General features: G+C 66.7%; 19 protein-coding genes. 5 read left to right on the top strand and 14 right to left on the bottom strand.

Going from position 1 to position 25110, the window contains the following annotated elements:
- Positions 1-138: 138 nt before the first annotated feature.
- The 11 genes from Mterra_RS03815 to Mterra_RS03765 form a co-directional block, all read right to left on the bottom strand.
- Positions 139-741, bottom strand: coding sequence for a hypothetical protein (locus Mterra_RS03815; protein WP_119313966.1), 603 nt, complete (start codon positions 739-741; stop codon positions 139-141).
- Complete coding sequence (locus tag Mterra_RS03810; protein ID WP_119313965.1) at positions 738-1367, bottom strand: thiaminase II/PqqC family protein; 630 nt, start codon at positions 1365-1367, stop codon at positions 738-740. Before Mterra_RS03810 ends, Mterra_RS03815 begins: the two co-directional genes overlap by 4 nt.
- 140 nt (positions 1368-1507) lie before the next feature.
- Positions 1508-2377, bottom strand: coding sequence for an alpha/beta fold hydrolase (locus Mterra_RS03805; protein ID WP_119313964.1), 870 nt, complete (start codon positions 2375-2377; stop codon positions 1508-1510).
- 16 nt (positions 2378-2393) lie between these two features.
- The gene (locus Mterra_RS03800) at positions 2394-2624 is read right to left on the bottom strand and encodes a hypothetical protein (protein WP_119313963.1); all 231 of its coding nucleotides are present in this window, start codon (positions 2622-2624) and stop codon (positions 2394-2396) included.
- A 46-nt stretch (positions 2625-2670) separates the two neighbouring features.
- The gene (locus Mterra_RS03795) at positions 2671-3264 is read right to left on the bottom strand and encodes a class II aldolase/adducin family protein (RefSeq protein WP_119313962.1); all 594 of its coding nucleotides are present in this window, start codon (positions 3262-3264) and stop codon (positions 2671-2673) included.
- Positions 3264-3875, bottom strand: a complete 612-nt coding sequence (locus tag Mterra_RS03790) for a pyridoxamine 5'-phosphate oxidase family protein (RefSeq protein ID WP_119313961.1) — start codon at positions 3873-3875, stop codon at positions 3264-3266. Before Mterra_RS03790 ends, Mterra_RS03795 begins: the two co-directional genes overlap by 1 nt.
- A gap of 96 nt (positions 3876-3971) precedes the next feature.
- Positions 3972-8552, bottom strand: a complete 4581-nt coding sequence (locus Mterra_RS03785) for a DNA-directed RNA polymerase subunit beta' (protein WP_119313972.1) — start codon at positions 8550-8552, stop codon at positions 3972-3974.
- 80 nt (positions 8553-8632) lie between these two features.
- The gene (gene rpoB, locus Mterra_RS03780; protein ID WP_119313960.1) at positions 8633-12010 is read right to left on the bottom strand and encodes a DNA-directed RNA polymerase subunit beta; all 3378 of its coding nucleotides are present in this window, start codon (positions 12008-12010) and stop codon (positions 8633-8635) included.
- Between the two features lie 413 nt (positions 12011-12423).
- The gene (rplL, locus tag Mterra_RS03775) at positions 12424-12807 is read right to left on the bottom strand and encodes a 50S ribosomal protein L7/L12 (protein WP_018466622.1); all 384 of its coding nucleotides are present in this window, start codon (positions 12805-12807) and stop codon (positions 12424-12426) included.
- A gap of 35 nt (positions 12808-12842) precedes the next feature.
- Positions 12843-13367 (bottom strand): 50S ribosomal protein L10, encoded by a 525-nt coding sequence (rplJ, locus tag Mterra_RS03770; RefSeq protein WP_119313959.1) that lies wholly within the window; start codon positions 13365-13367, stop codon positions 12843-12845.
- A 397-nt stretch (positions 13368-13764) separates the two neighbouring features.
- The gene (locus Mterra_RS03765) at positions 13765-14694 is read right to left on the bottom strand and encodes an acetamidase/formamidase family protein (protein WP_119313958.1); all 930 of its coding nucleotides are present in this window, start codon (positions 14692-14694) and stop codon (positions 13765-13767) included.
- Positions 14695-14772: 78 nt separating this feature from the next.
- Here Mterra_RS03765 and Mterra_RS03760 point away from each other — a divergent pair, with 78 nt between their 5' ends.
- The 5 genes from Mterra_RS03760 to Mterra_RS03740 all read left to right on the top strand — a co-directional run bounded on the left by Mterra_RS03760 (position 14773) and on the right by Mterra_RS03740 (position 21256).
- Positions 14773-17067: a xanthine dehydrogenase family protein molybdopterin-binding subunit gene (locus tag Mterra_RS03760; protein ID WP_119313957.1), complete on the top strand. Its 2295-nt coding sequence runs from the start codon at positions 14773-14775 to the stop codon at positions 17065-17067.
- A gap of 10 nt (positions 17068-17077) precedes the next feature.
- On the top strand, positions 17078-18313 hold the full coding sequence (gene kynU, locus Mterra_RS03755) for a kynureninase (RefSeq protein ID WP_119313956.1): 1236 nt from the start codon (positions 17078-17080) through the stop codon (positions 18311-18313).
- Positions 18291-19079 (top strand): aminoglycoside phosphotransferase family protein, encoded by a 789-nt coding sequence (locus tag Mterra_RS03750; protein ID WP_119313955.1) that lies wholly within the window; start codon positions 18291-18293, stop codon positions 19077-19079. The genes kynU and Mterra_RS03750 overlap by 23 nt, the downstream gene beginning before the upstream one ends.
- Positions 19076-19906 (top strand): tryptophan 2,3-dioxygenase, encoded by an 831-nt coding sequence (gene kynA / locus Mterra_RS03745; protein WP_119313954.1) that lies wholly within the window; start codon positions 19076-19078, stop codon positions 19904-19906. Before Mterra_RS03750 ends, kynA begins: the two co-directional genes overlap by 4 nt.
- A 186-nt stretch (positions 19907-20092) precedes the next feature.
- Positions 20093-21256 carry an MFS transporter gene (locus tag Mterra_RS03740; protein WP_119313953.1) on the top strand — a complete coding sequence of 388 codons (1164 nt, stop codon included), beginning with the start codon at positions 20093-20095 and terminating at the stop codon, positions 21254-21256.
- Between the two features lie 83 nt (positions 21257-21339).
- Here the strand turns inward: Mterra_RS03740 and Mterra_RS03735 are convergent, their stop codons facing one another.
- From Mterra_RS03735 to Mterra_RS03730, 3 genes are all read right to left on the bottom strand, one after another.
- Positions 21340-21846 (bottom strand): hypothetical protein, encoded by a 507-nt coding sequence (locus Mterra_RS03735; protein ID WP_147372536.1) that lies wholly within the window; start codon positions 21844-21846, stop codon positions 21340-21342.
- Between the two features lie 1004 nt (positions 21847-22850).
- Positions 22851-23360: a hypothetical protein gene (locus tag Mterra_RS21755; protein ID WP_147372535.1), complete on the bottom strand. Its 510-nt coding sequence runs from the start codon at positions 23358-23360 to the stop codon at positions 22851-22853.
- 9 nt (positions 23361-23369) lie between these two features.
- Positions 23370-25110: DNA/RNA non-specific endonuclease (locus Mterra_RS03730; protein ID WP_176582510.1), on the bottom strand; the 1741-nt coding region annotated here is incomplete at its 5' end.

Raw genomic sequence — 25110 nt, 5'->3', positions numbered from 1 at the left:
TTTCTTCTCGAGCACCCGGCCCGCGGAAAGCGGCGGGGCTCGGGCATACCAAATTTGTGGTCCCATCGGACCACGCAAGTGCCAAGTATATCAGGCCCGGGTCGGGGTGGCTAGAGCGCCTCGAGGCGGCTGCCGGCGTCAGCGCGGCGCGCCGTCGCCCAGGGCCTGGGCCCAGATGCCCATCTCGAAGCGGAGCAACTGCCGCAGCAGCGGCACGAAGGCGTTGGGGTCCACCTCGCTCCAGACGGGGCGCACCAGGCCCTCGAGCTGGGTCATGAGGGACTGGATCTCCCCGGAGGCCCAGCGGTCCCACATGAACTCCATCAGCTCGCTGGTGGGGACGGCCTCGCGCCACAGCTGCTGGTAGCTGCGGTGCAGGCACCAGTCCAGCGCCAGGGCCAGGGGGTAGGGCAGGCGCTCGAGCTCGGTGAAGAGCCGGCAGTAGCGCTCGGTGTCGGCGTAGAGGGGGTGTTGCAGCGGGCTGAAGTGCTCCTCGAGCCAGTCGGCGTCCTCGCACAGCGTCACCAGCAGCACCGCCAGGACCTTGCGGTGGCTGGCGGGGGCCTCGCGCAGCAGGTGGGCCTGGTAGCGGATCATGGCGTCGTTGATGTAGAGGCCCTGGACCATCCAGGCCGTGAAGGCCCGCGAGGGCAGCCGGCCCGAGGCGAGCCGCTGCACGAAGGGGTGCGCGGTCACGCCCTCGAGCTGGGGAAGGGGGGTGGAAAGAAAGGGGTCGATCATGAGCTTCGCTCAGCCTCCTCTGCCATACGTAGAGCCGTGTCCCAAGAGCTTTGTTCGAGGTCGAAGAGCCGGTTGAGCGGCGCGTCGAGCTCGGGGAGCTCGAGGCACTCCAGCGCTTCGTCGGCCAGCGCGGTTAGGTCGTGCAGGATGGCCCCGAAGCCGTCGTCGGCCCAGCGCTCGAGGATGGCGCGCAGCCGCTCGTCGGGGGTGTTGACGGTCTTGAGGGCGTCGATGAAGACGTGGTGCGTGGCCCAGTGGAGCACCGTGAGGTGGGGGTAGGGCAAGGACTCGAGGTCGCGGAAGAAACGCTGGTAGGCCTGGCGGGGGGCGTCGGGCGCCTCGGTGAGGTCGGCCCCCCGCTCCAGCAGCCAGTCCATCTCCTCGACCATGTTGAGCACGATCTGCGCCAGCAGCGCCCGGTGTTCGCGGGGGGCCTGCCGCAGCAGGCCGAGCTGAAAGCCCATCATGAACTCGTCGAAGTAGTACAACTGCGTCAGCCAGCGGTCGAGGGCCGCCGGCGGCACGTCGCCCTGGCGCAGGCGCTGCAGGAAGGGGTGGGCGGCGAAGGACTGCCACCGCAGCGCGTGGCGCTTGCGCAGGCTTTGCACGTGGCCGGTCGGGTACATCATGGTTATGATAGGCCCCAAAAACGCGGTATAGGCTGGAAATTCTCGCAAGGACCCGGTTAGGTAATTTTACCCAAAAACCCTACCCCGTCCGGCCCACGGGTCACAAGGGCGGGCTCGGCCTGCTCCCGGACGGCGTTTTACCCGGCCTCGAGCGCCTCGAGGAAGCCCTGCAGGGCCTCGCCGAAGGCGGCGGGCTGGTCGATCCAGGGGTAGTGCCCGGCCCCCTCGACGACCTCCAGGCGGCCGCCCGACAGGTCCGCCACGGCCTCGGCCTGTTCGGGGTAGCTGGTGCCGTCGAGCGAGCCCACCACCGCCAGCGGCTCCAGCGGCAGCTCGAGCAGCCTCGAGCTGTAGTCGAGCTCCCACAGCCCGTTGTAGACGAACATCCGGCCCGGGGCGTCGTTGCCCAGGATGCCCGCGCCCTCGCTCAGCCACTCGAACTCCATGCGCCCGTGCTCGCTGGGGAACATCAGCGCGTCGAAGACGGCCTTGGGCTCGAGCACCCCGAAGGCCTCCTGCAGCGCCAAGCGGGGGTCTTCGGGGGCCGCGGCCTCGGGCAGGTCGCGCAGGGCCAGCGAGGCGCGGAAGAGGCGGCGGGCCAGGGCCGGGAAGTTCACCCAGGGGCCGACCAGCCCCAGCGCGGCGACCCGGGGCGCGAAGCGGCGGGCGTACTCGAGCGCCGGCACCGCCCCGAAGCCGTGGGCGAGCACCCCCCAGCGCCCCAGGCCCAGGTGCTCGCGCAGGGCCTCGAGGTCCCCCACCAGCGCGTCCACGGTGAACAGCCGGGGCTCGGGCTCGAGCTCGGGGCTGCGCCCGCCGCCGCGCTGGTCGAAGTAGATCACGCGGAAGCCGGCCAGCTCCTCCTCCAGCCCCTCCCGCAGCACGTAGGCCGAGCCCCCGGGCCCCCCGTGCACCACCACCACGGGCGTCGCGTCCTCCGGCCCCACGTCCTCGACGTAGAGCTCGACCTCGTCGTTCACCGCGATCACGTCAATCTCTTCACGCATACGCACCGCCTGCGGTTCAAAGGGGGGCCGCGGGGTCGGCGCCCCCGGCCTCCATCAGCTCGAAGGCCCAGACCCGGAAGCCCTCCAGCCGCGCCGCCTCGGCCTCCATCGCGGGGCCGACGGCCCAGGCCTCGAGCAGGTAGAGCCCCTGCTCCGGGCGGTAGAGCAGCCGGTAGGGGTGGGGGAAGCGGCGGGCGAGTTCGCGCAGCCCGTCCGCGTTCTTGCCTTCGACGAACAGAACCTTCATCGCACCTCCGGTGTGCCGCCGGGCGCTCGCCTGCTCGGGCGCCGCGTCAGCCTTTGAGGGACATCCTCCACAGGCGCTCCAAGAACACCACCTCGCAGGCCTCCTCGAGGCTGGTCATCAGCGAGTAGGCCTTGAGCAGCGACCTCTCCGCGCTCTCCTCCACCCCCTTGACGAAGGCCCCGTGGCCCCGCAGCACGCAGGCCTTGTGGGTCTTGAGGGCCTCGGCCACGGCCTCGGCGGCCTCCTCGGTGGCGGAGGTGGTCGCGGGGGAAAGCACTGGGATGGTGCCGAAGCAGTAGCGGCCCTCGAGGTCGATGGGCTCGATGGCGTCTAAGTGGAAGGACAGGGCGATGGCGTGGCGCGGGTGGGCGTGGACCACCGCCACGGCGTCGGTGTGGCGGTAGATGGCGCGGTGGATCACCCGCTCGACGGAGGAGCCCTGGTCCTTCTCGGGGTCGGGCTCGAAGGGAAGGAGCATGAGGTCGTCGGCGGTGAGGTGGGCCTTCTGGACGCCGCTGCGGGTGATCCACAGCCCGTCCTTGTCCCGCGCCGAGAAGTTGCCCGAGGTGGCCGAGGCCATGCGGGCGGCGAAGAGGTCGGCGCCGACTTGCTGGAAGGTGAGGAAGAGTTTGGCTCTCATCAGTACAGGGTCTTGCGGTAGCGCTCGAGCATCTGCTCCTGGGTTTCGGCGGGATCGGCGGAGCCGGTCTGGGCCTTGATCATCTCCCCCATCGAGGGCAACAGGCTACGCTCGACGCGGTATTCCCCGCCCCACAGCCTGGATCGCATCAGGGCCTTGGCGCAGTGCAGGAAAACCTCCTCGACCTCCACCCGCAGCACCGTGAGGGGCAGCCGCTCCCCCCGCGCGAAGAGCTGGCGCAGCTCGAGGTCGTCCCGCAGCTCTCCCCTGCCGTTGACCCGCAGCGACTCGTCAATCCCCGGCACCAGGAACAACAGGCCGACGGCGGGGTTGGAGAGCAGGTTGCTGAAGGAGTCGAGGCGGTTGTTGCCGGGCCAGTCGGGGATCAGCAGGTGGGCGTCGTCCTCCACCCGCACGAAGCCCGGCGCGTCGCCCTTGGGGGAGGCGTCGGCGCGGCCATCCAGGCTTTGGGTGCACAGCACGCAGAAGGGGGAAAGCTCGAGGAAGCGCCGGGCGTAGGGGTCCAGGCGGGCGAGCCGTTTCTTGAGCGAGCGTTCGCGCGGCTGGGGGTAGATCTGCCTGAGCTGTTGGGGGGTCGCGATGATCGCCATTCACCCTACTGTACCCAAAAGCCTGGGGCGCCAAAAGCGACGGGTCCCGGGCGATCGCCCGGGACCCGTCCCCACGGTTGGCCGTTGAAGCGGGCTTTAGCGGTCGGCCTCGCGGCCGGGCTGCTCGGGGCGGACGCCGGGCCGGCGTCCGGAGATGGCGGGGGCCTGGTCGGACTCCTTGCGGAGGTCCTCGAGGCGCTTGAGGGTCTTGGTGTCCACGACCTGGGTGTCGCGCACGAAGTCGGAGCCGGTGCCCGCGGGGACCAGCTTGCCCAGGATGACGTTCTCCTTCAGGCCGATGAGCTCGTCCATCTTACCGGCGATGGCGGCCTCGGTGAGCACGTGGGTGGTGTGCTGGAAGGAGGCGGCGGAGAGCCAGCTACGGGTGGAGAGCGCGCTCTTGGTCACGCCCATCAGCACCGGCTTCCAGGCGGCGGGGAGCTTGCCCTCCTCGCTGAGCTTCTCGTTGGCGGCCTCCACGTCCCACTTCTCGATGACTTGGCCCTCGAGGAAGCGGCTCTCGCCGGGGTCGGTGATCTCGACGTACTTCAGCATCTGCCGCACGATGACCTCGATGTGCTTGTCGTGCAGCTTCACGCCCTGGGCGCGGTAGACGCGCTGGATCTCGTCCACCAGGTAGCGCTGGACGGCGTCGGGGCCCTTGGCGTCGACGAGCTGGTGCGGGTCGATGGCGCCGCGGGTCAGGGGCTGCCCGGCCTCCACCAGCTCGCCCTCCTTGACGATGATGCGGAAGTCCTTGGGCACCTTGTATTCCTTGTTGAAGCCCTCCGACATCACGAAGATGCTGGTCTTGTCCTCGTGCTCCTCGATGTGGATGCTGCCGTCGATCTCGGCGATGATGGCCTTGACCTTGGGGCGGCGGGCCTCGAAGAGCTCGATGACGCGGGGCAGACCCTGGGTGATGTCGGTGCCGGTGGCGACGCCGCCGGTGTGGAAGGTGCGCATGGTGAGCTGGGTGCCCGGCTCGCCGATGGACTCGGCGGCCACCACGCCCACGCTCTCGCCGATGGAGACCAGCTTGGCGGCGCTGAGGTCCCAGCCGTAGCACTGCTGGCAGACCCCGTAGCGGGTGCGGCAGGTCAGGGGCGAGCGCACCGGGACCTCCTCGATGAGGTTGGCCTCGGCGGCTTTGTAGATGAACGCGACGTCCTCGAGCGAGAGCTGGTTGCCCTCGCCGAAGGTGCGCCCGCCCGCCTCGAATTCGCGGGCCACCGTGCGGCCGTAGAGGCCCGACTCGATGTCGCTCCTCTTGCGCAGGCGCTTGGCGCGGAAGGCCTCGTCGAACTGCGTCAGCGGGATGGTGATGTACTCGGTGGTGCCGCAGTCGGACTCGCGCACGATGACCTCGTGGGCCACGTCGTGCAGCTTGCGGGTGAGGTAGCCCGAGTCGGCGGTGCGCAGCGCGGTGTCGGCGCCGCCCTTGCGCGCGCCGTGCGAGGAGATGAAGTACTCCAGCACCGTCAGGCCCTCGCGGAAGGAGGACAGCACCGGGCGCTCGAAGGTCTCGCCCGAGGGCTTAGCCATCAGCCCGCGCATCCCCGAGAGCTGGCGGATCTGCTGCTTGTTACCGCGCGCCCCCGACTGGCTCATCATGTAGAAGGGGTTGAAGGGGAAGTTCTGCTCGAAGTTGTCGAACACCGACTTCGTGACCTTCTCGGTGGTCTCGCTCCACAACTGCACGATCTGGGTGTAGCGGTCCTGGTCGGTCATGAAGCCCATCTCGTAGGCCTGCTCGATCTGGGCGAGCTTGGCGTCGGCCTCCTCGAGGTAGCGCCGCTTCTCGGCCGGGATCACCGCGTCGTCGATGCCGATGGTGATGCCGGAGGTGGTCGAGAGCATGAAGCCGTAGTACTTCAGCGCGTCGAGCAGCTTGGCGGTCTTCTCCACGCCCAGCAGCAGGAAGGACTTGTAGACCAGGTCCTTGAGGTTGTCGCGCTCCATCACCAGGTCGTAGTTGATGAGCTCGGCGGGGGCGTCCTCGCCGACGGCCTCGAGCACGATGCGGTTGAAGAGCACGCGGCCGGGGCTGGTCTCGAGGATGCGCTCGCCGATGCGCACGCTCACCACGTCCTGCAGGTCGATGACCCCGTGGGCCACGGCGGTGAGGGCCTCGTCGGGGTTGGCGAAGATGTGCTTCACCCGGCCCACGCTGGTGTCCTTGCCCGCGACCTTGATGGGGGCGTTGAGCGCGACCTCCCCGGCCTCGTAGGCGGCGATGGCCTCGGCGGCGTCGCCGAACTCGCGGCCGGCGCCCTTCTTCTCGCGGCGCAGCTGGGTGATGTAGTAGATGCCCAGCACGATGTCGCGCGAGGGCTTGGCGGTGGGCTCACCCGAGGCCGGGGAGAGCAGGTTGTGCGAGGAGAGCATCTGGATGCGGGCCTCGGCCTGCGCGTAGCTCGACAGCGGCACGTGCACGGCCATCTGGTCGCCGTCGAAGTCGGCGTTGAAGGCTTCGCACACCATCGGGTGGAGCTGGATGCTCTGGCCCTCGACCAGCACGGGCTGGAAGGCCTGGATGCCCAGGCGGTGCAGGGTGGGGGCGCGGTTGAGCAGCACCACCTTGCCGTGGATGACCTCTTCCAGCGCGTCCCAGACCTCGTCCTTGATGTCGCGGGAGCGCTCGAGCATGCGCCGGGCGTTCTTGACGTTGTTGGCGATGCCCTTCTCCTCCATCTTCTTCAGGAGGAAGGGCTTGAAGAGCTCCAGGGCCATGCGCTTGGGCAGCCCGCACTGGTGCAGCTTGAGCTGCGGGCCCACCACGATCACCGAGCGGCCGGAGTAGTCCACGCGCTTGCCCAGCAGGTTCTGGCGGAAGCGGCCCTGCTTGCCCGAGAGGATGTCGGTCAGGGAGCGCAGCGCCCGGTCGGAGCCGGGGTTGGTGACGGGGGTGCCGCGGCGGCCGTTGTCGAGGAGGGCGTCCACGGCCTCTTGCAGCATGCGCTTCTCGTTGCGGATGATCATCTCCGGCGCGCCCTGCGAGAGGAGCTTCTTCAGGCGGTTGTTGCGGTTGATGAGGCGGCGGTAGAGGTCGTTGAGGTCGCTGGTGGCGAAGCGGCCGCCGTCCACCTGAACCATGGGGCGCAGGTCCGGGGGCAGCACCGGCACGGCCTCGAGGATCATCCACTCGGGCTTGTTGCCCGAGTCGCGGAAGGCGCGCACGACCTCCAGGCGCTTCCTGGCCTTGGCGCGGCGCGCGCGGCTGGGGTGCTTCATCTCCTCGACGAGCTCGGCCTCGAGCACGCCCAGGTCGAGCTCCTTGAGCAGGGCCTGGATGGCCTCGGCCCCCATGCGGGCGTCGATGTCGTACGACTCGATGACGCGCACGTTCATGCGCACCAGGTCCACCTCGACGCGGCCGTAGATGTCGCTGGTGACCTTGCCGCCGTCGGCCAGGCTGTCGCCGGGGCTCACGCGGTCGCCGTTGGTGACCTCGACGTCGTCTTCGAAGGGGTAGACCTTGGCCTTCATCACCACGATGGAGGCGGGCTCGTGCAGGTGCACGACGCCCTCGGCCTCGGCGATGACCTCCTCGGCGGCCTCGATGGCGCCCACGAGCTTCTCGCCCTTGCGCACGCGGGTGCCCTCGCCCACCAGCACGTGCATGTGGGGCTGGAGGGGGTAGTCCTTGGCCTCGGTCCACTCCAGCGTCACCGACAGCTCGACCTCGCGCTTGCCGGAGGCCTCGAGCTCGCTGACCTTGACGTGGCGAGGCATGCGCACCAGGCCCTTGCCCTCGGCCAGCGGCTCGCCCTTGCCGATCAGCTCGCCCTCGCCCACCTTGGGCCGGAAGCCCACGGGGAGGAAGTACACGGCCGCGACGGTGCCGGTGTCGGGGTCGAGGATGCGGATGAGCGCGCCCTCCTCCCACTCGGTGAGCTGCACCGCGCCGGCCTCCTCGCTGAGGATCTGGTGCTTGTCGGCGATCTCGGCCAGCGGCTCGCCGGGGCGGTAGCTCTTCTGCTCGATCCAGCCCTCGCGGGGCAGGGTCAGGTGGGCCCGCTCGCGCTGCACGTAGTCCACGCGGATGCGGCGGGGGAAGCGGAAGAGGCACAGCCCGTCCATCTTGCACACCACGCCGGGGGCGAGCTCCTGGCCCTTCCTGACCTCGTCGCCGTCCTTCACGCGGGCGTCCACGCCGGCGGGGATGGGGTAGGTCTCTTGCTTGCCGAAGCGCAGCTCGCGGTACTCCTCGTCGGTGAGGAGCTGGCGCTTCTGCACCGGGGTGCCGCCCAGCATCGCGCCCCGGGGGTCGATGGTGATGTACTTGGCGAAGTAGAGGACCTGCTCGAGCTCCTGCGCGGAGAGGTCGAGGAGGGTGCCGATCTTGGAGGGCACGTCCTTGACGTACCAGATGTGGGCGGTGGGGGTGGCGAGCTCGACGTGGCCCATGCGGTAGCGCCGCACGATGCTCTTGGTCACCTCCACGCCGCAGCGCTCGCAGACCTTGCCCTCGAAGCGCTGGCGCTTGTACTTGCCGCAGGCGCACTCGTAGTCCTTCTGCGGGCCGAAGATGCGCTCGTCGAAAAGCCCGTCGCGCTCGGGCTTGAGGGTGCGGTAGTTGATGGTCTCGGGCTTCTCGACCTCCCCGTAGCTCCAGCTACGGATCTTCTCGGGCGAGGCCAGGCCGATGCGTACCTTGCGTACTTCTCGTTTCATCATTTGTTCCCTCGCTGATAGCCGATAGCGGATGGCTTAGGGCGGAAATCTCGAGGCTATCGGCTCTTCGCTATCAGCTATTAGCGCCTGGAGGCCAACCCCTCGAAAATGTCCAGGTTCTTCGCGTTCTCGTCGTAGGTGTCAACGTCGAGGCCCAGGGCCTGCAACTCCTTGACGAGCACGCGGAAGGACTCGGGCACGCTGGCCTCGGGCACGTCCTCGCCCTTGACCACCGCCTCGTAAGCGGCGTTGCGGCCTTCGATGTCGTCGGACTTGATGGTGAGGATCTCCTGCAGGGTGTGGGCGGCGCCGTAGGCTTCCAGCGCCCACACCTCCATCTCCCCGAAGCGCTGCCCGCCGAACTGGGCCTTACCGCCCAGGGGCTGCTGGGTGATGAGGGAGTAGGGGCCGGTGGAGCGGGCGTGCATCTTGTCCTCGACCATGTGGTAGAGCTTCATGATGTACATCACGCCCACCACGATGGGGCCCTCGATGGGCTCGCCGGTTCGCCCGTCGTAGACGATGCTCTTGCCCTGCTGGGCCACCTGGCGCAGTTGCTCGACCACGTCCTTCTCGCCCTCGACGATGCCCAGCTTGGCGGCGCGGCGCAGCACCTCGACCTCGCGGTTGTCCACGCCGAAGCCCTCGCGCTGGCGGCGCTGCCACTTGAGGTCGAAGGCCTCGCCCAGGAGCTCCTTGATCTGCTCCTCGGTGGCGCCGTCGAAGACCGGGGTCACGAACTTGATGCCCAGGTCCAAGCCGGCGATGCCCAGGTGGGTCTCGAGGATCTGCCCCAGGTTCATGCGGCTGGGCACGCCCAGCGGGTTGAGCACGATATCGACGGGGGTGCCGTCGGGCAGGTGGGGCATGTCCTCGGGGGGCAGGATCTTGGAGACCACGCCCTTGTTCCCGTGGCGGTTGGCGAGCTTGTCGCCGACCTGGATCTTGCGCTTTTGGGCCACGTAGACCCGCACCACCTCGCGCACGCCGGGCTTGAGCTCGACGCCGGGGTCGCCGCGGCGCAGGCGCAGGGTGCGCACCACGATGCCGCCCTCGCCCGGGGGCACGCGCAAGGAGGTGTCCTTCACGTCGCGGGCCTTCTCGCCGAAGATGCTGCGCAGCAGCCGCTCTTCGGGGGTGGGCTCGGTCTCGCCCTTGAAGCTCGTGCGGCCCACCAGGATGTCGCCCGCCTTGACCTCGGCGCCGATGCGGACCACGCCGTCCTCGTCGAGGTCGCGCAGGGCGGCTTCGGAGAGGTTGGGGATGTCGCGGGTGATGCGCTCGGGGCCGAGCTTGGTGTCGCGGGCCTCGATCTCGTAGCGCTCGATGTGCACCGAGGTGTAGAAGTCGCGGCGCAGCAGGTCCTCGGAGATCACGATGGCGTCTTCGAAGTTGTAGCCGTCGAAGGGCATGATGGCCACGACCACGTTCTGGCCCAGCGCCAGCAGGCCCTCCTCGGAGGCCGGGCCGTCGGCGAGGAGGTCGCCCTTCCTGATCTCCTGGCCCACCACCACGCGGGGTTTCTGGTCGAGGGCGGTGCCCTGGTTGCTCCGCACGAAGCGGCGCAGGGAGTACTCGCGCAGGCCCTTGTCGGCGGCGCGCACGGCGATGCGGTTGCCGTCGACGTACTCCACCACCCCGTCCACGTCGCTGTAGAGCGAGGTGAGGCTGTCGCGCACCACGCGCTCCTCGACGCCGGTCATGACCACCGGGCTCTCGGCGCGGATCAGCGGCACGGCCTGGGCCTGCATGTTCGAGCCCATCAGCGCGCGGTTGGCGTCGTCGTGCTCGAGGAAGGGGATGAGGTTGGTGTTGACCGAGAAGACCTGCTTGGGCGAGACGTCCATGTACTCGACGTCCTCGGGCCGCACGATGATGGGGTCGCCCTTCTTGCGGGCCACCACCCGGTCGGTGTCGATGGTGCCGTCGGCGCGCACGGGGGTGTTGGCCTGGGCGATGATGTACTTGTCCTCCTCCGAGGCCACCATGAAATCGACCTGGTCGGTGACCGTGCCGCCGACCACCTTGCGGTAGGGGGTGAGGATGAAGCCGAGCTCGTTGATGCGGCCGTAGGCGGCGAGCGATGAGATGAGGCCGATGTTGGCGCCTTCGGGGGTCTCGATGGGGCAGATGCGCCCGTAGTGGGTGCGGTGCACGTCGCGCACGTCGAAGCCGGCGCGCTCGCGGGTCAGGCCGCCCGGGCCCAGCGCCGAGATGCGGCGCTTGTGGCGCAGCTCGGAGAGCGGGTTGGTCTGGTCCTTGAACTGGCTGAGCTGGCTGCGCCCGAAGAACTCGCGGATGGCCGCGACCAGCGGGCGGTTGTTGACCAGCTTGGCCGGGGTCGCGCTCTCGGGGGTGCCCAGCAGCATGCGCTCGCGCACGCCGCGGGCCAGGCGGGAGAGGCCCACGCGGAACTGGTCGGCCAGCAGCTCGCCCATGGTGCGGATGCGGCGGTTGCCCAGGTGGTCGATGTCGTCGGCCTCGAAGCCCTCCACGCCGCTCTGCAGCGAGAAGAGGTACTTCAGCACCGGCAGCAGGCCCTCGTCGCGGAACTCGCCGTCAACGAACTTCAGCAGCATGCGGCCCGACAGCTCGATGCCCAGCTTGGTCTGGGCCTTGTACTTGCCGGCCTCGCCCAGGTCGTAGCGGCGGGGGTCGGAGAGCAGCGAGTGCACGTAAGCGATGGCCTTGTCGCGCTTGGGCGGGTCGCCGGGGCGCAGCTCGGTGAAGAGCTTCAAAAGCGCCTCGTCGGGGCCCATCTCCAGCGCCTTGGTGCCGCGGTACTGCGCCTCGAGCAGCCCCGGCAGCAGGTCTTCGAAGCCCTTGAGCTCGGCGGCGAGCTTGTCGGCGGTGTAGCCCAGCACCCGCAGCAGCAGCGCCAGCGGGAACTTCTTCTTGTTGACCTTCATCACCACCACGCCGCTGGGCTCGAACTCGAGGTCGATCCAGGGGCCGCGCTTGGGCAGCGGGATCACGCTGGCGACGTACTTGCCCGGCCGTGCCTGGTCGGGGGTGAAGTAGACGCCCGGCGAGCGGTGGATCTGCGAGACGATCACGCGGTCGGCGCCGTTGACGATGAACGAGCCGTCCTCGGTCATCAGGGGCAGGTCGCCCAGGAAGACCTCGTCCTCCTTGATGAGGCCGGTGTCCTTGTGGATGAGCTGGAGCTTGGCGTAGAGGGGGGCCTGGTAGGTCAGGTCTTTTTCACGGCATTCGTCTTGGTCAAAAGGCGGCTCTCCCAAACGGTATTCCAGGAAGTCCAGAACCAGCCCGCCCCGCCCGCGCTCCCCTTCCTCGATCGGGAAGGTCTCCTTGAAGGCCGCCTGCAGCCCGACGTTCTCCCGCTTGGCCGCGGGAACGCCCATCTGCAGCGCCTTTTTGAAGGATTCCACCTGAATCTCGGTCAGGGGCGGTAGGGGGATCACCTCAGCAATACGTCCAAACCGCTCTATCTTCATGCATACACCTCTAAAACCCTCCGCTCGTGGGGGTTGGCTCCCAACCGTGCCCGGCTCGGGGTCGCTCTGGTTATGCGTAAGCTAACAGGGTTCTTCCGCAGAACACCCTACCGGTGCCTGCGGCGGCTGGCTCTTACGTTGTGCCCGCTTGGCGCTGCCAAAACAGCACGCCCACGAGTATAGCACATGGGCAAAGCTTAGCGCAATGAGCGCCCGCGTGGTTTCGCTCAATTGCCTAGAAGTGTAGCACATGGCGCGGAATCTGCAAGCGGCGAAGCAGGGGCTCGAGGGGCGTGCGGGAGGCGCCGAACGCAGAGCGCCGTGGGGGCGGCCACCGGCTCGCGCACTCGTGGTCCAACCATGACGGCAAAAACCCCGGGCCGAAGCCCGGGGTCTACCGCCTTTGGGGCGCTTTACTTCAGCTCGACCTTGGCGCCGGCGTCCTCGAGCTGCTTCTTGATCTTCTCGGCCTCGTCCTTGGAGATGCCTTCCTTCACGGCACCGCCCTGCTCGGCGAGGTCCTTGGCCTCCTTGAGGCCCAGGCCGGTGATGGCGCGCAGCTCCTTGATGACGTTGAGCTTGTTGGCGCCGGCGTCCTTGAGGACGACGTCGAACTCGGTCTTCTCCTCAGCGGCGGGGGCGGCAGCAGCGCCCGCAGCGGCGCCGGGCATAGCCACGGCCACGGGGGCGGCGGCGGTCACGCCCCACTCTTCCTTGAGCACGTCGATGAGCTGCTTGAGTTCCAGCACGGTAGCGCCGGAGAGCTGTTCCTTGATGGCGGCGATGTCCAAAGCCATGATCTACCTCCACGAATGGGCCTGCGCCCAACCGCTTACGCCGCCTCCTGCTTGGCGACGAAAGCGTCCAGAATGCCTACGAACTCCTGAGCCTTCCCGCCCAGCACCCCGACCAGCTCGCTCATCGCGCTCTGGAGCACGCCGACGAGCTCGGCGCGCAGTTCGGTCTGGCTGGGCAGCGAGGCCAGCGCCTTCACGTCATCGGCGGCGATGACGTTGCCCGAGAGCACGCCCCCCTTGGCGGCGGGCAGCCCCTTGTCGTTGGTCTTGGCGAACTCCGCGATGGCTTTGGCTGCCGCGACCGGGTCGTCGAACAGCACCACCGCCGAGGGCCCCTTGAGGCCGTCCAGCTTGGGCAGGTTGAGATCGGCCAGCGCACGCTCGATGAGCGTGTTCTTGGCAACGACCATCTGCGCGCCCTTCTCGCGGAAGGCGCGGCGCAGCTTCTGCTCCCCGTTGGAAGGCAGGCCCTGATAGTCCACCAGGAAGAACGACCCGTTAGCCCCAGCCAAGGTGTTCTTGAGGCTCTCGAGCAACTCTACGTTGCGCTTGCTCGGCACGTATCCTCCTGACTACGGCTCCTTCTGGAGCCACAGGCAGACTTTCCTGTTCGGGAATGGGGGGTTCCCGGCCTATAAACCGCGACGTACGCTTCCCCGTCAGCGCCTCGGCGAGATATTTAAGGTCTTCTTCCGCCCGGCGGGCGGTGACCCCTCGCTGTCTCGGGCCACCCGGTGGGTGCCAAGGTCGAAGTATAGCCAGGCGCAGGAGAAAAGGCAAGCGGGGTATAAGCCGTCAGCCCTCAGCCCTCAGCCCTCAGCCCGTGGCCCATAGCTCGTCGAGGGCCGAGGGCCGAGGGTCTAGGTCCAAGGCGTACGACGTACGACGTAGGACATGCGTTTTGCGTTTTGCGTTTTGCGTCTTGCGTCTTGCGTCCGACATACGCCCCGCGCCCGGCTACCGCCTCACCCGCCCCAGCAGCCTCTTCGGCATCTTGCAGACCATGGTGTAGGCCGGGTCGAAGACGTTGCCCAGGTCGTAGCGCACGCACTGGCCCATCAGCAGCGAGGCGTGGGCGGGCTCGAGCCCGTAGCCCGTCTCCAGCCAGCGCAGCATCTCGCTGGTGGCGTGCTGCACGCACTGGTCGAGGGGGCGGGCGTTGCCGGCGGTGAAGATGAAGTTCTCGTCCTCGCCCCTCGGCCAGGAGATGCGCTGGCCCTTGAGGAGCTCGAGGGAGAACTGCACGTCCATGGAGATCTCGATGCCGGTCCCGGCGATCTCCCCGTCGCCCTGCAGGGCGTGGCCGTCGCCCAGGAAGAACAAAGCGCCCTCCTCGAAGACGGGGAAGTAGGCGGTGACGCCTTCGCGGAAGCCGCGGTAGTCCATGTTGCCGCCGTGGGGGCCGGAGGTGGCGGTGGAGATGGCCTGGCCGCCCTCGGGGGCCACGCCGAAGCAGCCGAGCATGGGGTCGAACTCGAGCTCGAAGCCGTGCAGGGGGCTGCCGGGGTGGTCGAGCCGGGCGGTCCCGGCTTCGGCGTCCACGGCCCAGTTCCACCGGGTGCTGAAGTCGCCCGACCGGGCCAGCGCAGGCACGTGCTCGGGCTCGAGCACGTTGGGCGCGATGAGCACCCCGGACCAGCCGCGGCGGCGGTTGGGGGTGAGGCGCTCCAGGCGCACCGCCAGCGTGTCGCCGGGCTCGGCGCCCTCGACGAAGAAGGGGCCGGTCATGGGGTTGCCGGGCGGGGTCACGCGCCGGTCGGTGTGGTCGAAGCCGCGCGCGTCCACGCAGGTGGTGATCACGGTGTCGCCGGGGGCGACCCTCAGGACGGGGGCGTGGGGGCCGAGGGTGGTGTGGTAGTGGGCCGGCTGGAAGCGGTGGGTCGCCATGGGGCCCAGCATAGCGGCTGGGGGCGGCTGGTGAGCCAAGGCTCTCACTCCCCGCCCCCGACTCGGTAGCATGGCGGCATGTCTTCCGCAGTGGAACCCCAGACCACGCCCAAGTGGATCGGCATGGCGGTCAAGCGGCTCGAGGACGGCAAGTTCATCACCGGCAAGGGCTCTTTCGTCGAGGACCTCGCGCTCGAGGGCACCCTGCACGTGGCGCTCGTGCGCAGCCTCTACGCCCACGCCCGGATCACCGGCATAGACGCGCGGGAGGCGCTGGAGGTGCCCGGCGTGCTGGCGGTCTACGCCGCCGCCGACCTGCCCGGGCTCTACGCCCCCGGCTCGGGCGGGCGCGACGCCAAGGTGGTGCAGCACCCCGTGCTGGCGCAGGGCTTCGTGCGCTACGTGGGCCAGCCCGTCGCGGCGGTGGTGGCGACCTCGAGGCAAAGCGCCCAGGACGCCTTGCAGCGGGTCTACGTGGACTACGAGGCGCTCGAGGCGGTCTGTGACCCCCTCGAGGCCCTGCAGAACGCGGTGCTGGTGCACCCCGGCCTCGGCACCAACCACGCCCTCCGGCGCAGGACCACCGCCGGGGACGTGGAGGCGGCCTTCGCCGGCGCCCACCGGGTGGTGGGGGCGCGGATGGTGCAGCAGCGGGTGGCCCCCACCGCGATGGAGCCGCGCGGCGTGCTGGCGGCCTGGGACAAGGTGCAGGGCAGCCTGACGGTGTGGAGCAGCACCCAGATGCCCCACGAGGTGCGCGGCAGCGTGGCCGAGGCGCTGGGCCTGCCCGAGAACCGGGTGCGGGCCATCACCCCCGACGTGGGCGGGGCCTTCGGGGCCAAGATCAACGTCTACCCCGAGGAGATCCTGGTGGCCTACCTGGCCTCGAGGCTCGAGAAGCCGGTGAAGTGGGTGGAGAGCCGCGCCGAGAGCTTCGTGGCGACGGTGCACGGGCGGGCCCAGGTGGCCGACCTCGAGCTCGCCCTCGACGCCGGGGGCCGCATCCTGGGCCTGCGGGGCCGGGTGGTGGCCGACCTGGGGGCCTACATCCTCGACACCACGCTGGGCAACGCGCCGGGCACAATCCTCATGCTCCAGGGGCCTTACGAGATCCCAGCCGTAGACCTCGAGCTCGTCTCGGTCTACACCCACGCCACCCCCACCGGGGCCTACCGCGGCGCCGGGCGGCCCGAGGCCACCTACTACCTCGAGCGCCTGGTGGACATGGCCGCCCACGAGCTGGGCCTCGACCCCGCCGAGCTGCGGCTCAAAAACCTCATCCGCGGGCCCTTTCCCTACAAGACCCTCACCGGCGCCAAGTACGACAGCGGGGCCTACCCCGAGGCCCTGCACAAGCTGCTCGAGCTCACCGACTACGCAGCCTTGCGGGCCGAGCAGGCCCGGGCGCGGCAGGAAGGCCGCCTGCTGGGCATCGGGCTTTGCACCTACGTGGAGATCACCGGCTACGGCTGGGACACCGGCGCGGTGCGGATCAACCCCGACGGCAGCGCGGTGGTCTTCACCGGCACCTCGCCCCACGGGCAGGGCACCGGCACCGGCTTCGCCCAGATCGTCGCCGAGCGGCTGGGCGTTCCCCTCGAGCGCATCCAAATCGTGCAGGGCGACACCCTCGCCATCCCCTTCGGCATGGGCACCGCCGGCAGCCGCACGCTTTCGGTGGGGGGCTCGGCCATCCTGAACGCGGCGGAGAAGGTGGCCGAGAAGGTGCGGCGCATCGCCGCCCACCTGCTCGAGGCCGCCCCCGAGGACGTGGAGCTGGGCGAGGGGGGCTGGGGGGTGCGCGGCACCGACAAGGCGGTGAGCCTCGAGCAGGTCGCGCAGGCCGCCTACAACCCCCGCAAGCTGCCCCCGGATCTGGAGCCGGGGCTCGAGGGCCAGGCCACCTTCAACCTCAAGGAGGCCAACTACCCCTTCGGCGCCCACCTGGCGCTGGCCGAGATCGACCGCGAGACCGGGCAGGTGCGGGTGCTGCGCTACGTGGCCCTCGACGACGTGGGGGTGGTGGTCAACCCCCTGCTGGTCGAGGGGCAGCAGCAGGGCGGGGTAGCGCAGGGGCTCGGGCAGGCACTCTACGAGGGCATCAGCTACGACGAGGTCGGGCAGAACCGGAGCGCCAGCTTCCTCGAGTACAACCTCCCCCGCGCCGACCAGATGGTGTGGGTGGAGGCCCACCGCGGCGGCACCCGCTCCCCCACCAACCCCCTCGGCGTGAAGGGCATCGGCGAGGCGGGCACCATCGGGGCTACCCCCACGGTGGTCAACGCGGTGATGGACGCGCTGGGCGTCAAGCACCTCGACATGCCGCTCACGCCCGAGAAGGTCTGGCGGGCCCTGCGGCAAGGGCAGGGGTAGACTGTCAGCCATGACAACCCGAGCCGACCTGGCTGCGCTGGACCAGAGCGACCCCTTAGCCCGCAAGCGCGAGGAATTCGCCCTCCCCGAGGGCCTGATCTACCTCGACGGCAACTCGCTGGGGGCGCTGCCCAGGGCGGTGGCGGGGCACCTCGAGCGCGTGGTGCGGGAGCAGTGGGGCCAGGACCTCATCACGAGCTGGAACAAGCACGGCTGGATCGACCTCGCCAGCCGGGTGGGGGCCAAGATCGCCCGCCTGGTCGGGGCCGAGCCCGACGAGGTGATCGCCGCCGACTCCACCAGCATCAACCTCTTCAAGGTGCTGCTGGCCGCGCTCAAGCTGCGCCCCGAGCGCCGGGTGATCGTCTCCGACGTTGACAACTTCCCCACCGACCTCTACATCGCGCAGGGGGTAAGACAGCTCCTGGGCGAGCGCTACGAGCTGCGGCTGGTGAAGAAGGACGAGGTCGAGGCCGCCCTCGACGACCAGACCGCCGTGCTGATGCTCACCGAGGTGGACTACCGCAGCGGCTGGCGCTACGACATGGCTGCCGTGACCCGGCGGGCCCAGCAGAAGGGCGCCCTGGTGATCTGGGACCTGGCCCACAGCGCGGGGGCCTTCCCGGTGCGCCTCGACGCCTGCAACGCCGACTTCGCGGTGGGCTGCGGCTACAAGTACCTCAACGGCGGGCCCGGCGCCCCGGCCTTCCTCTACGTGGCCCGGCGGCACCAGGGCGCGGCCCTGCCCTTCCTCACCGGCTGGATGGGGCACCGCTCGCCCTTCGACTTCGACCCCTTCTACGACCCCGCCGAGGGCGTCCACCGCATGAAGGTGGGCACCCCGCCCGTGCTGAGCCTCTCGGCGCTCGACAAAGCCCTCGACGTCTTCGCCGACGTGGACATGGAGGAGGTGCGGCGCAAGTCGTTGCGCCTGACCGACCTGTTCATCGAGGGGATGGAGCCTCTGTGCGCCGAGTACGGCTTCAAGCTCGTCACGCCGAGGGAGCACGAACGCCGGGGCAGCCAGGTGGCCTACGCCCACCCCGAGGGCTACGCCATCGTGCAGGCCCTCATCGCCAGCGGCGTGGTGGGCGACTTCCGCGCCCCCGACATCCTGCGCTTCGGCTTCACCCCGCTCTACCTGCGCTACCAGGACGTGGCGGAGGCGGTGGAGCGCCTCGAGCGGGTGATGCGCCAGGGGCTGTGGAAGGCCGAGCGCTTCCGTGAGCGGGCCAAGGTCACCTGACCCCGCCGAACTGCTGCGCCGGCACGGCCTCTGCCCGGCAGGCGAGGCGTGCGCGCTGACCCCGGCCCGGCACGGGCTGGTCAACCGGGTCTTCCTGGGCGAGCGCTACGTGGTCCGCATCGCCAAGAACCCCCTCGCCGACCACGCCCGCGAGGCCCGGCTGGCGCTGGCGGCCCTGAAGCGCGGCGTCCGCACCGCCCGCCCCCTGGCTTGGGGGCAGGGCTACAGCATCTGGGAGCGGCTGCCGGGGCATAGCCTGAAGGAGGTCGGGAAAGCCCGCCCCGAGCTCTGGGACGAGCTGCTCGCCGACCTCGAGAAAATCCACGCCGGCCCGCTCGAGCCCGGCCCCACACCCCCGCGCCTCTGGAAAAGCGGCGACAGCTCCCACGCCGAGGCCACCCGGGCCGAAGCCGGGTGGAGCGCGGAGGAGCTCGAGTTCTTCCGCGCCGCGCTCGAGACGCCCCACCCCGTCCGGCCCGCCTACGTCCACGGCGACGCCTTCGGCGAGAACATCGTCGCCGACGAGGGGGGTGGGTACGTGGGGCTCATCGACTGGGGCTGCGCGGGCTGGCAGTCGCTCGAGTACGAGTGCAGCCGCCTCGAGGAGGAGGCCCTCGAGCTGGCCTTAAAGCGCTGGCCGGACCTCGACCTCGAGCTACTCTGGAAGGCAAGGCTCGACCTGTTCTTGCTGCTGGCCCGCTACGGCCGTTTGCCCTTCGCCGAGGTGCGCCGGATGATGCAGCAGGTCCGCGAGGTTCGATCATGAACAAACCCAACCCGGCTGAAGGCGCCTACACCGACTTCAAGAACAACCTCTCCTACGGGGATTACCTGGCCCTCGACGAGCTGCTTTCCCTCCAGCGCCCCCTCACCCCCGCCCACGACGAGGTGCTGTTCATCGTCATCCACCAGGTCTCGGAGCTGTGGATGCGGCTCATCATCCACGAGCTCTCGAGCGCGATGAAGCTCCTGGAGCAGGGCGTCATCGACCCCTCGCTCAAGATGCTCACGCGGGTCTGCCGCGCCCAGGAGCAGATGACCAACGCCTGGGAAGTGCTCAAGACCATGACCCCCGCCGACTACCTCGAGTTCCGCTCCTCCTTCGGCCAAGCCTCGGGCTTCCAGTCCCACCAGTACCGCCTCATCGAGTTCCTGCTGGGCAACCGCAACCCCTTCATGATGCGCCCCCACGAGCACCACACCGAGCACCACGCCCTGCTGCACGGCGCCCTCCACTCCCCCAGCCTCTACGACCTCGCCCTGCGCCTGCTGGCCCAGCGGGGCTTCGTCATCCCGGCTGAGGTTCTGGAGCGCGACTTCTCCAAGCCCTACGAGCCCAACCGGGCGGTGCTCGAGGCCTGGCTCACTGTCTACCGCAACACCCTCGAGCACTGGGACCTCTACTACCTCGCCGAAAAACTCATCGACGTGGAGGACAACTTCCGCCGCTGGCGCTTCAACCACCTCACCACCGTCGAGCGCATGATCGGCTACAAGCGCGGCAGCGGGGGCACCTCGGGCGTGGGGTACTTGAAGAAGGCGCTCGAGATCGTGCTGTTCCCCGAGCTGTGGCAGGTGAGGACGGAGCTTTGAGGGGTGGCGGATGCGGGTCGTGCGTCCTGCGTCGTACGCAAGACGCAAAACGCAAGACGCACGTCCTACGTCGTACGTCGTACGCCCTGGACCTGGACCTGGACCCTCCACCCCCGGCCCTCGACGGGCCACGGGCTGACGGCTGAGGGCTTAATCGCCGTCCTCGAGGGTGCTAAAGTGCTGGGCATGGCCTCGGAGATTCACCGCAAAAGCCTCGCTGCCATCACCCTCAGCCACATCACGGTGGACATGCAGACCGGGGCCCTGCCCATCCTGTTGCCGCTGCTGTTGACGGGGTTCGGGCTGAGCTACGCGGGGGCGGCGGCCATCATGACCGCCAATCAGGTCGTGATCGCGGTGGCCCAGCCGCTCTTCGGACTGCTGGGCGACCGCAGGAGCTACAAGTGGCTGGTGTGGGCCGGGTGCCTGCTGACGGGGGTAGCGATGGCTTCGGTGCTGTGGCTGCCCAGCTACGGGCTGGTGGTTCTGGCGGTGATCCTGAGCGGCTTGGGCTCGGCGGCCTTCCACCCCGAAGCGCTCTCGAGGGTGCGTGCGATCAGCGGCAGCAAGGCCGCCAGCGCCACCTCGGTGTTCTTCTCGGGGGGCAACATCGGCTTCGCCGTAGGGCCGATCCTGGCGACGGTGCTGCTCGAGCGCCTCGGTAAGCCCGGCATCTTCCTGATGCTGGTGCCCACCGCGATCGGCCTGGCCCTGCTGGCGAGCCAGTGGCGCTTCATCACCCGGGACCTGCCGCGCAAAGTACGCCCGGCGGGGCACAAAGCTCCCCTGGCTCTCGGCCTGGTGACCTTCCTGATGAGCCTGATCACCCTGCGCATGGTCGTCACCGGGGGCCTGCAAACCTTCATTCCCCTCTACTACAGCCCGCAGTTGGGCAACGAGGCCACCGCCTTGATGGTCACGGTGCTGCTGATCTTCGGCGCGGTGGGCACCCTGTCCGGGGGCCTCCTCGCCGACCGTCTGGGTCGCAGGCCCACCATGATCGTCACCATCCTGCTGGCCCTGCTGTGCCTTTGGGGCTTCAGCCACAGCGAAGGCTGGCTGCGCCTGGTCTTCCTGGGAATAACCGGCGCCAGCCTCTCCTCCATCTGGCCCCTGATCGTGGTGATGATGCAGGAGGCCATGCCCGGCAACGTGGGGCTGGCCTCGGGGCTGTCGCTGGGCACTTCCTACGGCGCAACCGGCCTGGGGGTAGCCGCGCTGGGGGCTTTCGCCGATCACTTCGGGCTGGCCCAGACCATGACCCTGATCACCCTGATGCCCCTGGCCATCTTCGTGCTAACCCTCTTCGTCCCTGAAAAGATGGCCAAGCCTGCTGTGGCTTCAGATTGAGGCCCGTTCCAGCGCTAACCTGTCCAAGACGTTCTCGAGAAACTCTCTGACGAATCAGTCAGCTTCTCCCATAGTTCCTCTGATCAGGTTGACTCATATTCCTCGAGGTCAGCAGGATCACTCGGAGGCTGATATTTGACCGTTTTTATAAGCTTCAAGGGCTCACCTACTTCTTCTCCGTCTAGGTACTCGAAGCCTCCCTCGTTGTCTGTGACGTAGATGGAGGTAATGCGCAAACCCTGAGACGTTTCCTTTAGGAAGTACAACTCGAAGTAAGACTGGTCTCCCTTGTGTTCACTACTTAGGTAAACAGAATAAATCACATTGGATTTTTCATCAGATAACTTCTTGATTTGGAAAAGAATGCGTTCCTGCAAAGCGCTAAGATATTTAGCTCCGTCCTCATACCAGGAGGGATCTGGCTTCTCGGGTCTTCTAATAAATGTTTCCAAGTCTTCAGCGTAAAACTTGGCGTTGTGCTCACTCCTCATTTGTTCAAACTTGAGGTTGTCAGGCTCTTTGTAACAAGCCACGCGCAGCCGGTACTCATCCGATAAGAAGCCCCTTACAAACCGCTCTACGTCGTGCATAGTGTTCGCCTGTATCATATCTTGAGCTATCGGAGGCTCGGCAACGAGCCGCAGGAGGCTCGAGCCCATCCGATTCCCGGCCCACTTCGATCTTGAGCCGGTCGGTGTCTGCGGCGTAGCTAAGTGCCACCACCAACCCCGGGCTCTCACGGGTTGCGAACCCTTCAGGCTTGAGCGAATGCCCCCCGTCCATCATCCGTACCCAATTCCCGACATCCCAGCCTGCCGACATCCCTGCTCAAAATCAGGCCACACACCCCTAAGCCTCTGTAAGAACCTGTGCCCGGCACGTAGACCACCTTCATTTCCATACTTACCGACACTGTTCCCCTTTACCATCGCTATGAGATGGAGCGGGAAACTCGGCCCCAGGTCAGAGGCGGTGGACCGGTGAAGGACTTGTTCAAGCGAGGCCACCGCCTCCACGCGGAATATCCCTGCCTACCCCGCTCCGCGCTGACCGTGAGGGGTTTCAGACCCTATGAGCGATAAGCACTGGAAATCGAGTTGATCGTTTGTCGAACCCTCGACGGTTCGCTTACCTCGTTGCCGATCCTGCTCGAGATATCCCTCGCCACTCTGGCCCTTAGATCTGCGCTCCTGGGCGTCTTTGGCTGTTCTTGAGCAGCCTTGGGGTCTTCAGGCTTTCCAATCCCCAGCTTCTCCGCCCACTTCTGGATGACCCGACCCGCGCGAACTTGGCGACCATATTATCCAGGACATTCTCAACCTTGCCCCTGGTCTTATTAACGATCTCCCGCCCCTTGTCACCCTCCTAGCCAAGGCTCAAAAAGCACGACAAAAGACATTTCTGCAGTGTTAAACGCGTTGGATGTACTGACCGCAAGGTTGTAAACGGCATGGACTTTTTTGCACGTTCTTTCGAAGCAACAAACAACGCTCAACTGTCGCCGACTCAGCCGCTTTGCTTATTTGGTTAAGCCCTGTGCGATGCCACGTCCTACGTTTGACAAAGCGGTCGGCTTTACTCATAGCTCCCCTGATCAGGCCGACTCATATTCCTCGAGGTCGGCAAAATCGCTCGGGGGTGAGTACTTAACAACTTTTATGGGATCAGGAAGTTGATCTAACCTGGCGCCAAAGAAGTGCTCGAAACCCCCCTCCAAATCAGTGATGTATGAAGAAATAATCTTCAGTTTACCTTTAATTCTCGCTAAGTAAATCAGCTCATGAAATGAGTTTGATCCTTTACTGCTACTGCTCAGATAAACACCATATAATTCCCCAAGCTTTGCATGGGCAAATTTCTTAATCATAAAAAGCTTACGTTTTTGCTTGCCCTCAAGGAAGGTATGAGCTTCTTTGAACCAAGCATCATCGGGATTTTTCCGCCTGCGAACATCTGTCTCCATATCTTTATCGGCATAATACTTTTCATTAAACGCACTCCTGGCATCCCAAAAAAGCTCATCATCTCGCTCTTCATAGGCCATTTTCCACAAAAGATACTCTTCTTGAACAAACTCTTCTATGAACATCTCAACTTCATCCATAAACATCTCCTATTTAAGCTTAAGCCACCTGTCTGGCCCTGTGTTGACAGGACCAAAGATTTTAGTCTTGCCATTAGCCGATTTGCCATTTCCGCTATATTCAACGTCCTCCACAGCTTTTAATAAAGGCGTAAATTTTACGAGATCACGTAGAATCTTCTGCTTAATCTTCTCCTGCTTATGATCCGGCAATCCCGAGCCGGCCAAACTTTTTAACTGATCTACCATGCCTGCAACTACAGCTTCCTCGGCCACTTGTCCCCAGTCTACGGTCACACAGAGATTAAAGGTAATGATGTCATTATCTCTTACCCAACCAGCTATTTCGCGCTCCTTCGCTCCCATCACCTGCTTATTGAAGTAATCACTCGTAGCCACTAAGTTGAGCGATGTTCTATAACCTGACCCACCAAACCAGTTGGCGATAATGTGGGCGCTGTTTTGCCCAGCATTTTTTTGCTTGTTGGCAGGATCTTGCGTGACGCCACGTCCTAAGGAGGTGAGGTCAAGGCTAAACCCCTGTGCCTGGGTCACGTGCCCGCTTCGCCCGACCTGAACCTGGAAGCTTTTACCCGCCCTGGTCGTGTACTTAACCAGAATCCCCTTATCGTTGGGCTCTGCGTCCATGCTGACCGGGTAAAAATCGGTGTGGAGTTTCCTCGAGGGAGTCCGAGCGGTCGGATTGATAACCGCAGTGACGTGATACGCCCCATCCGGCTCTTTGACTAAGGAGATCGAGCTAAGCTTGTACCGTTGCTTTATAGCCGGTAAGCCGCTCCTGATGCCTTGCTCAGTAGCCTCATCCGCAAGCAGAAGCTTGTCTGCGTCGGCTACGGCTTTTCCGACATCGGCCTCTTTCTGGGCCCTCGTGCGATGATCCCCCCCCTGAGCGGCTTTGGGGTTATCATGTTTCCCGATCCCTGGCTCCTGTGCCCACTTCTTGATGACCGGCGTGAACCTGGCGACGATCTTGTCCAGGACGTTCTCGACCCTGCCCTTGACCTTGTTGACGATCTCCCGCAACTTGTTCCCGATCTTCCCCAACCCCAAGAAGCGCGACAGGAAGCCCAGCGTGACCGGGATGGCTTTGGCGAGGCTGAGTTCTACCCGCTGAGTCGCGGCGGTCAGGTTGCCGGCGGCGATGGCCGAGACCGAGTCGAGGATCGAGCTGCCCAGCGAGGCGATCTGCTTGGCCCGCTCGACGAAGAACATGGCGGTGTCGAACACCGAGAGGATGGCCTGCACGAAGCCCCCGCCGGGGATCAGCAGGCTCGCCACCTTGATGACCGCCTTCTTGATGACCTCGGCGATGACGTAGTTCTTGATCCCCCCGATGGCCTCGGTCTTGATCAGGCTGGCGGCCTCGCCCATGTCCTTGGCCTTGTGCAGGCCGCTGTTCTTGAGGGCCTGGAAGGCCGAGAGGGATCCGCCGGTGGCGGTTTCGGCCCTCGAGACGAGGTGTTCCCCCTGCGGTCCGATCCGTTTGACCAGCTTGGCGCGGACGTTGCGGTAGGAAAAGCCCATGATGCCCAGCGCCGTGGGGAGCAGGGCCATGGCGTCGTCGAGGCGGCGGGGGAAGCTGATGCCGCCGCTCGCCCCGGTGAGCCACTCGCCCAGGCCGGTGGTGAGGTGGGTCCGGGCGTTTTTGCTGAACCCCTCGAAGCCGCCCTTGCCGGCCTTAATCATGTTGCGGGCGAAGGCGCCGGGGTTTTTGAGGACGCCCAGCAGTACCCCGCCCGCAACATGATTA

It is taken from the genome of Calidithermus terrae (genome assembly GCF_003574345.1).
Lineage (GTDB): Bacteria > Deinococcota > Deinococci > Deinococcales > Thermaceae > Calidithermus > Calidithermus chliarophilus.
This window is presented reverse-complemented; position numbering and strand designations above follow the sequence as displayed.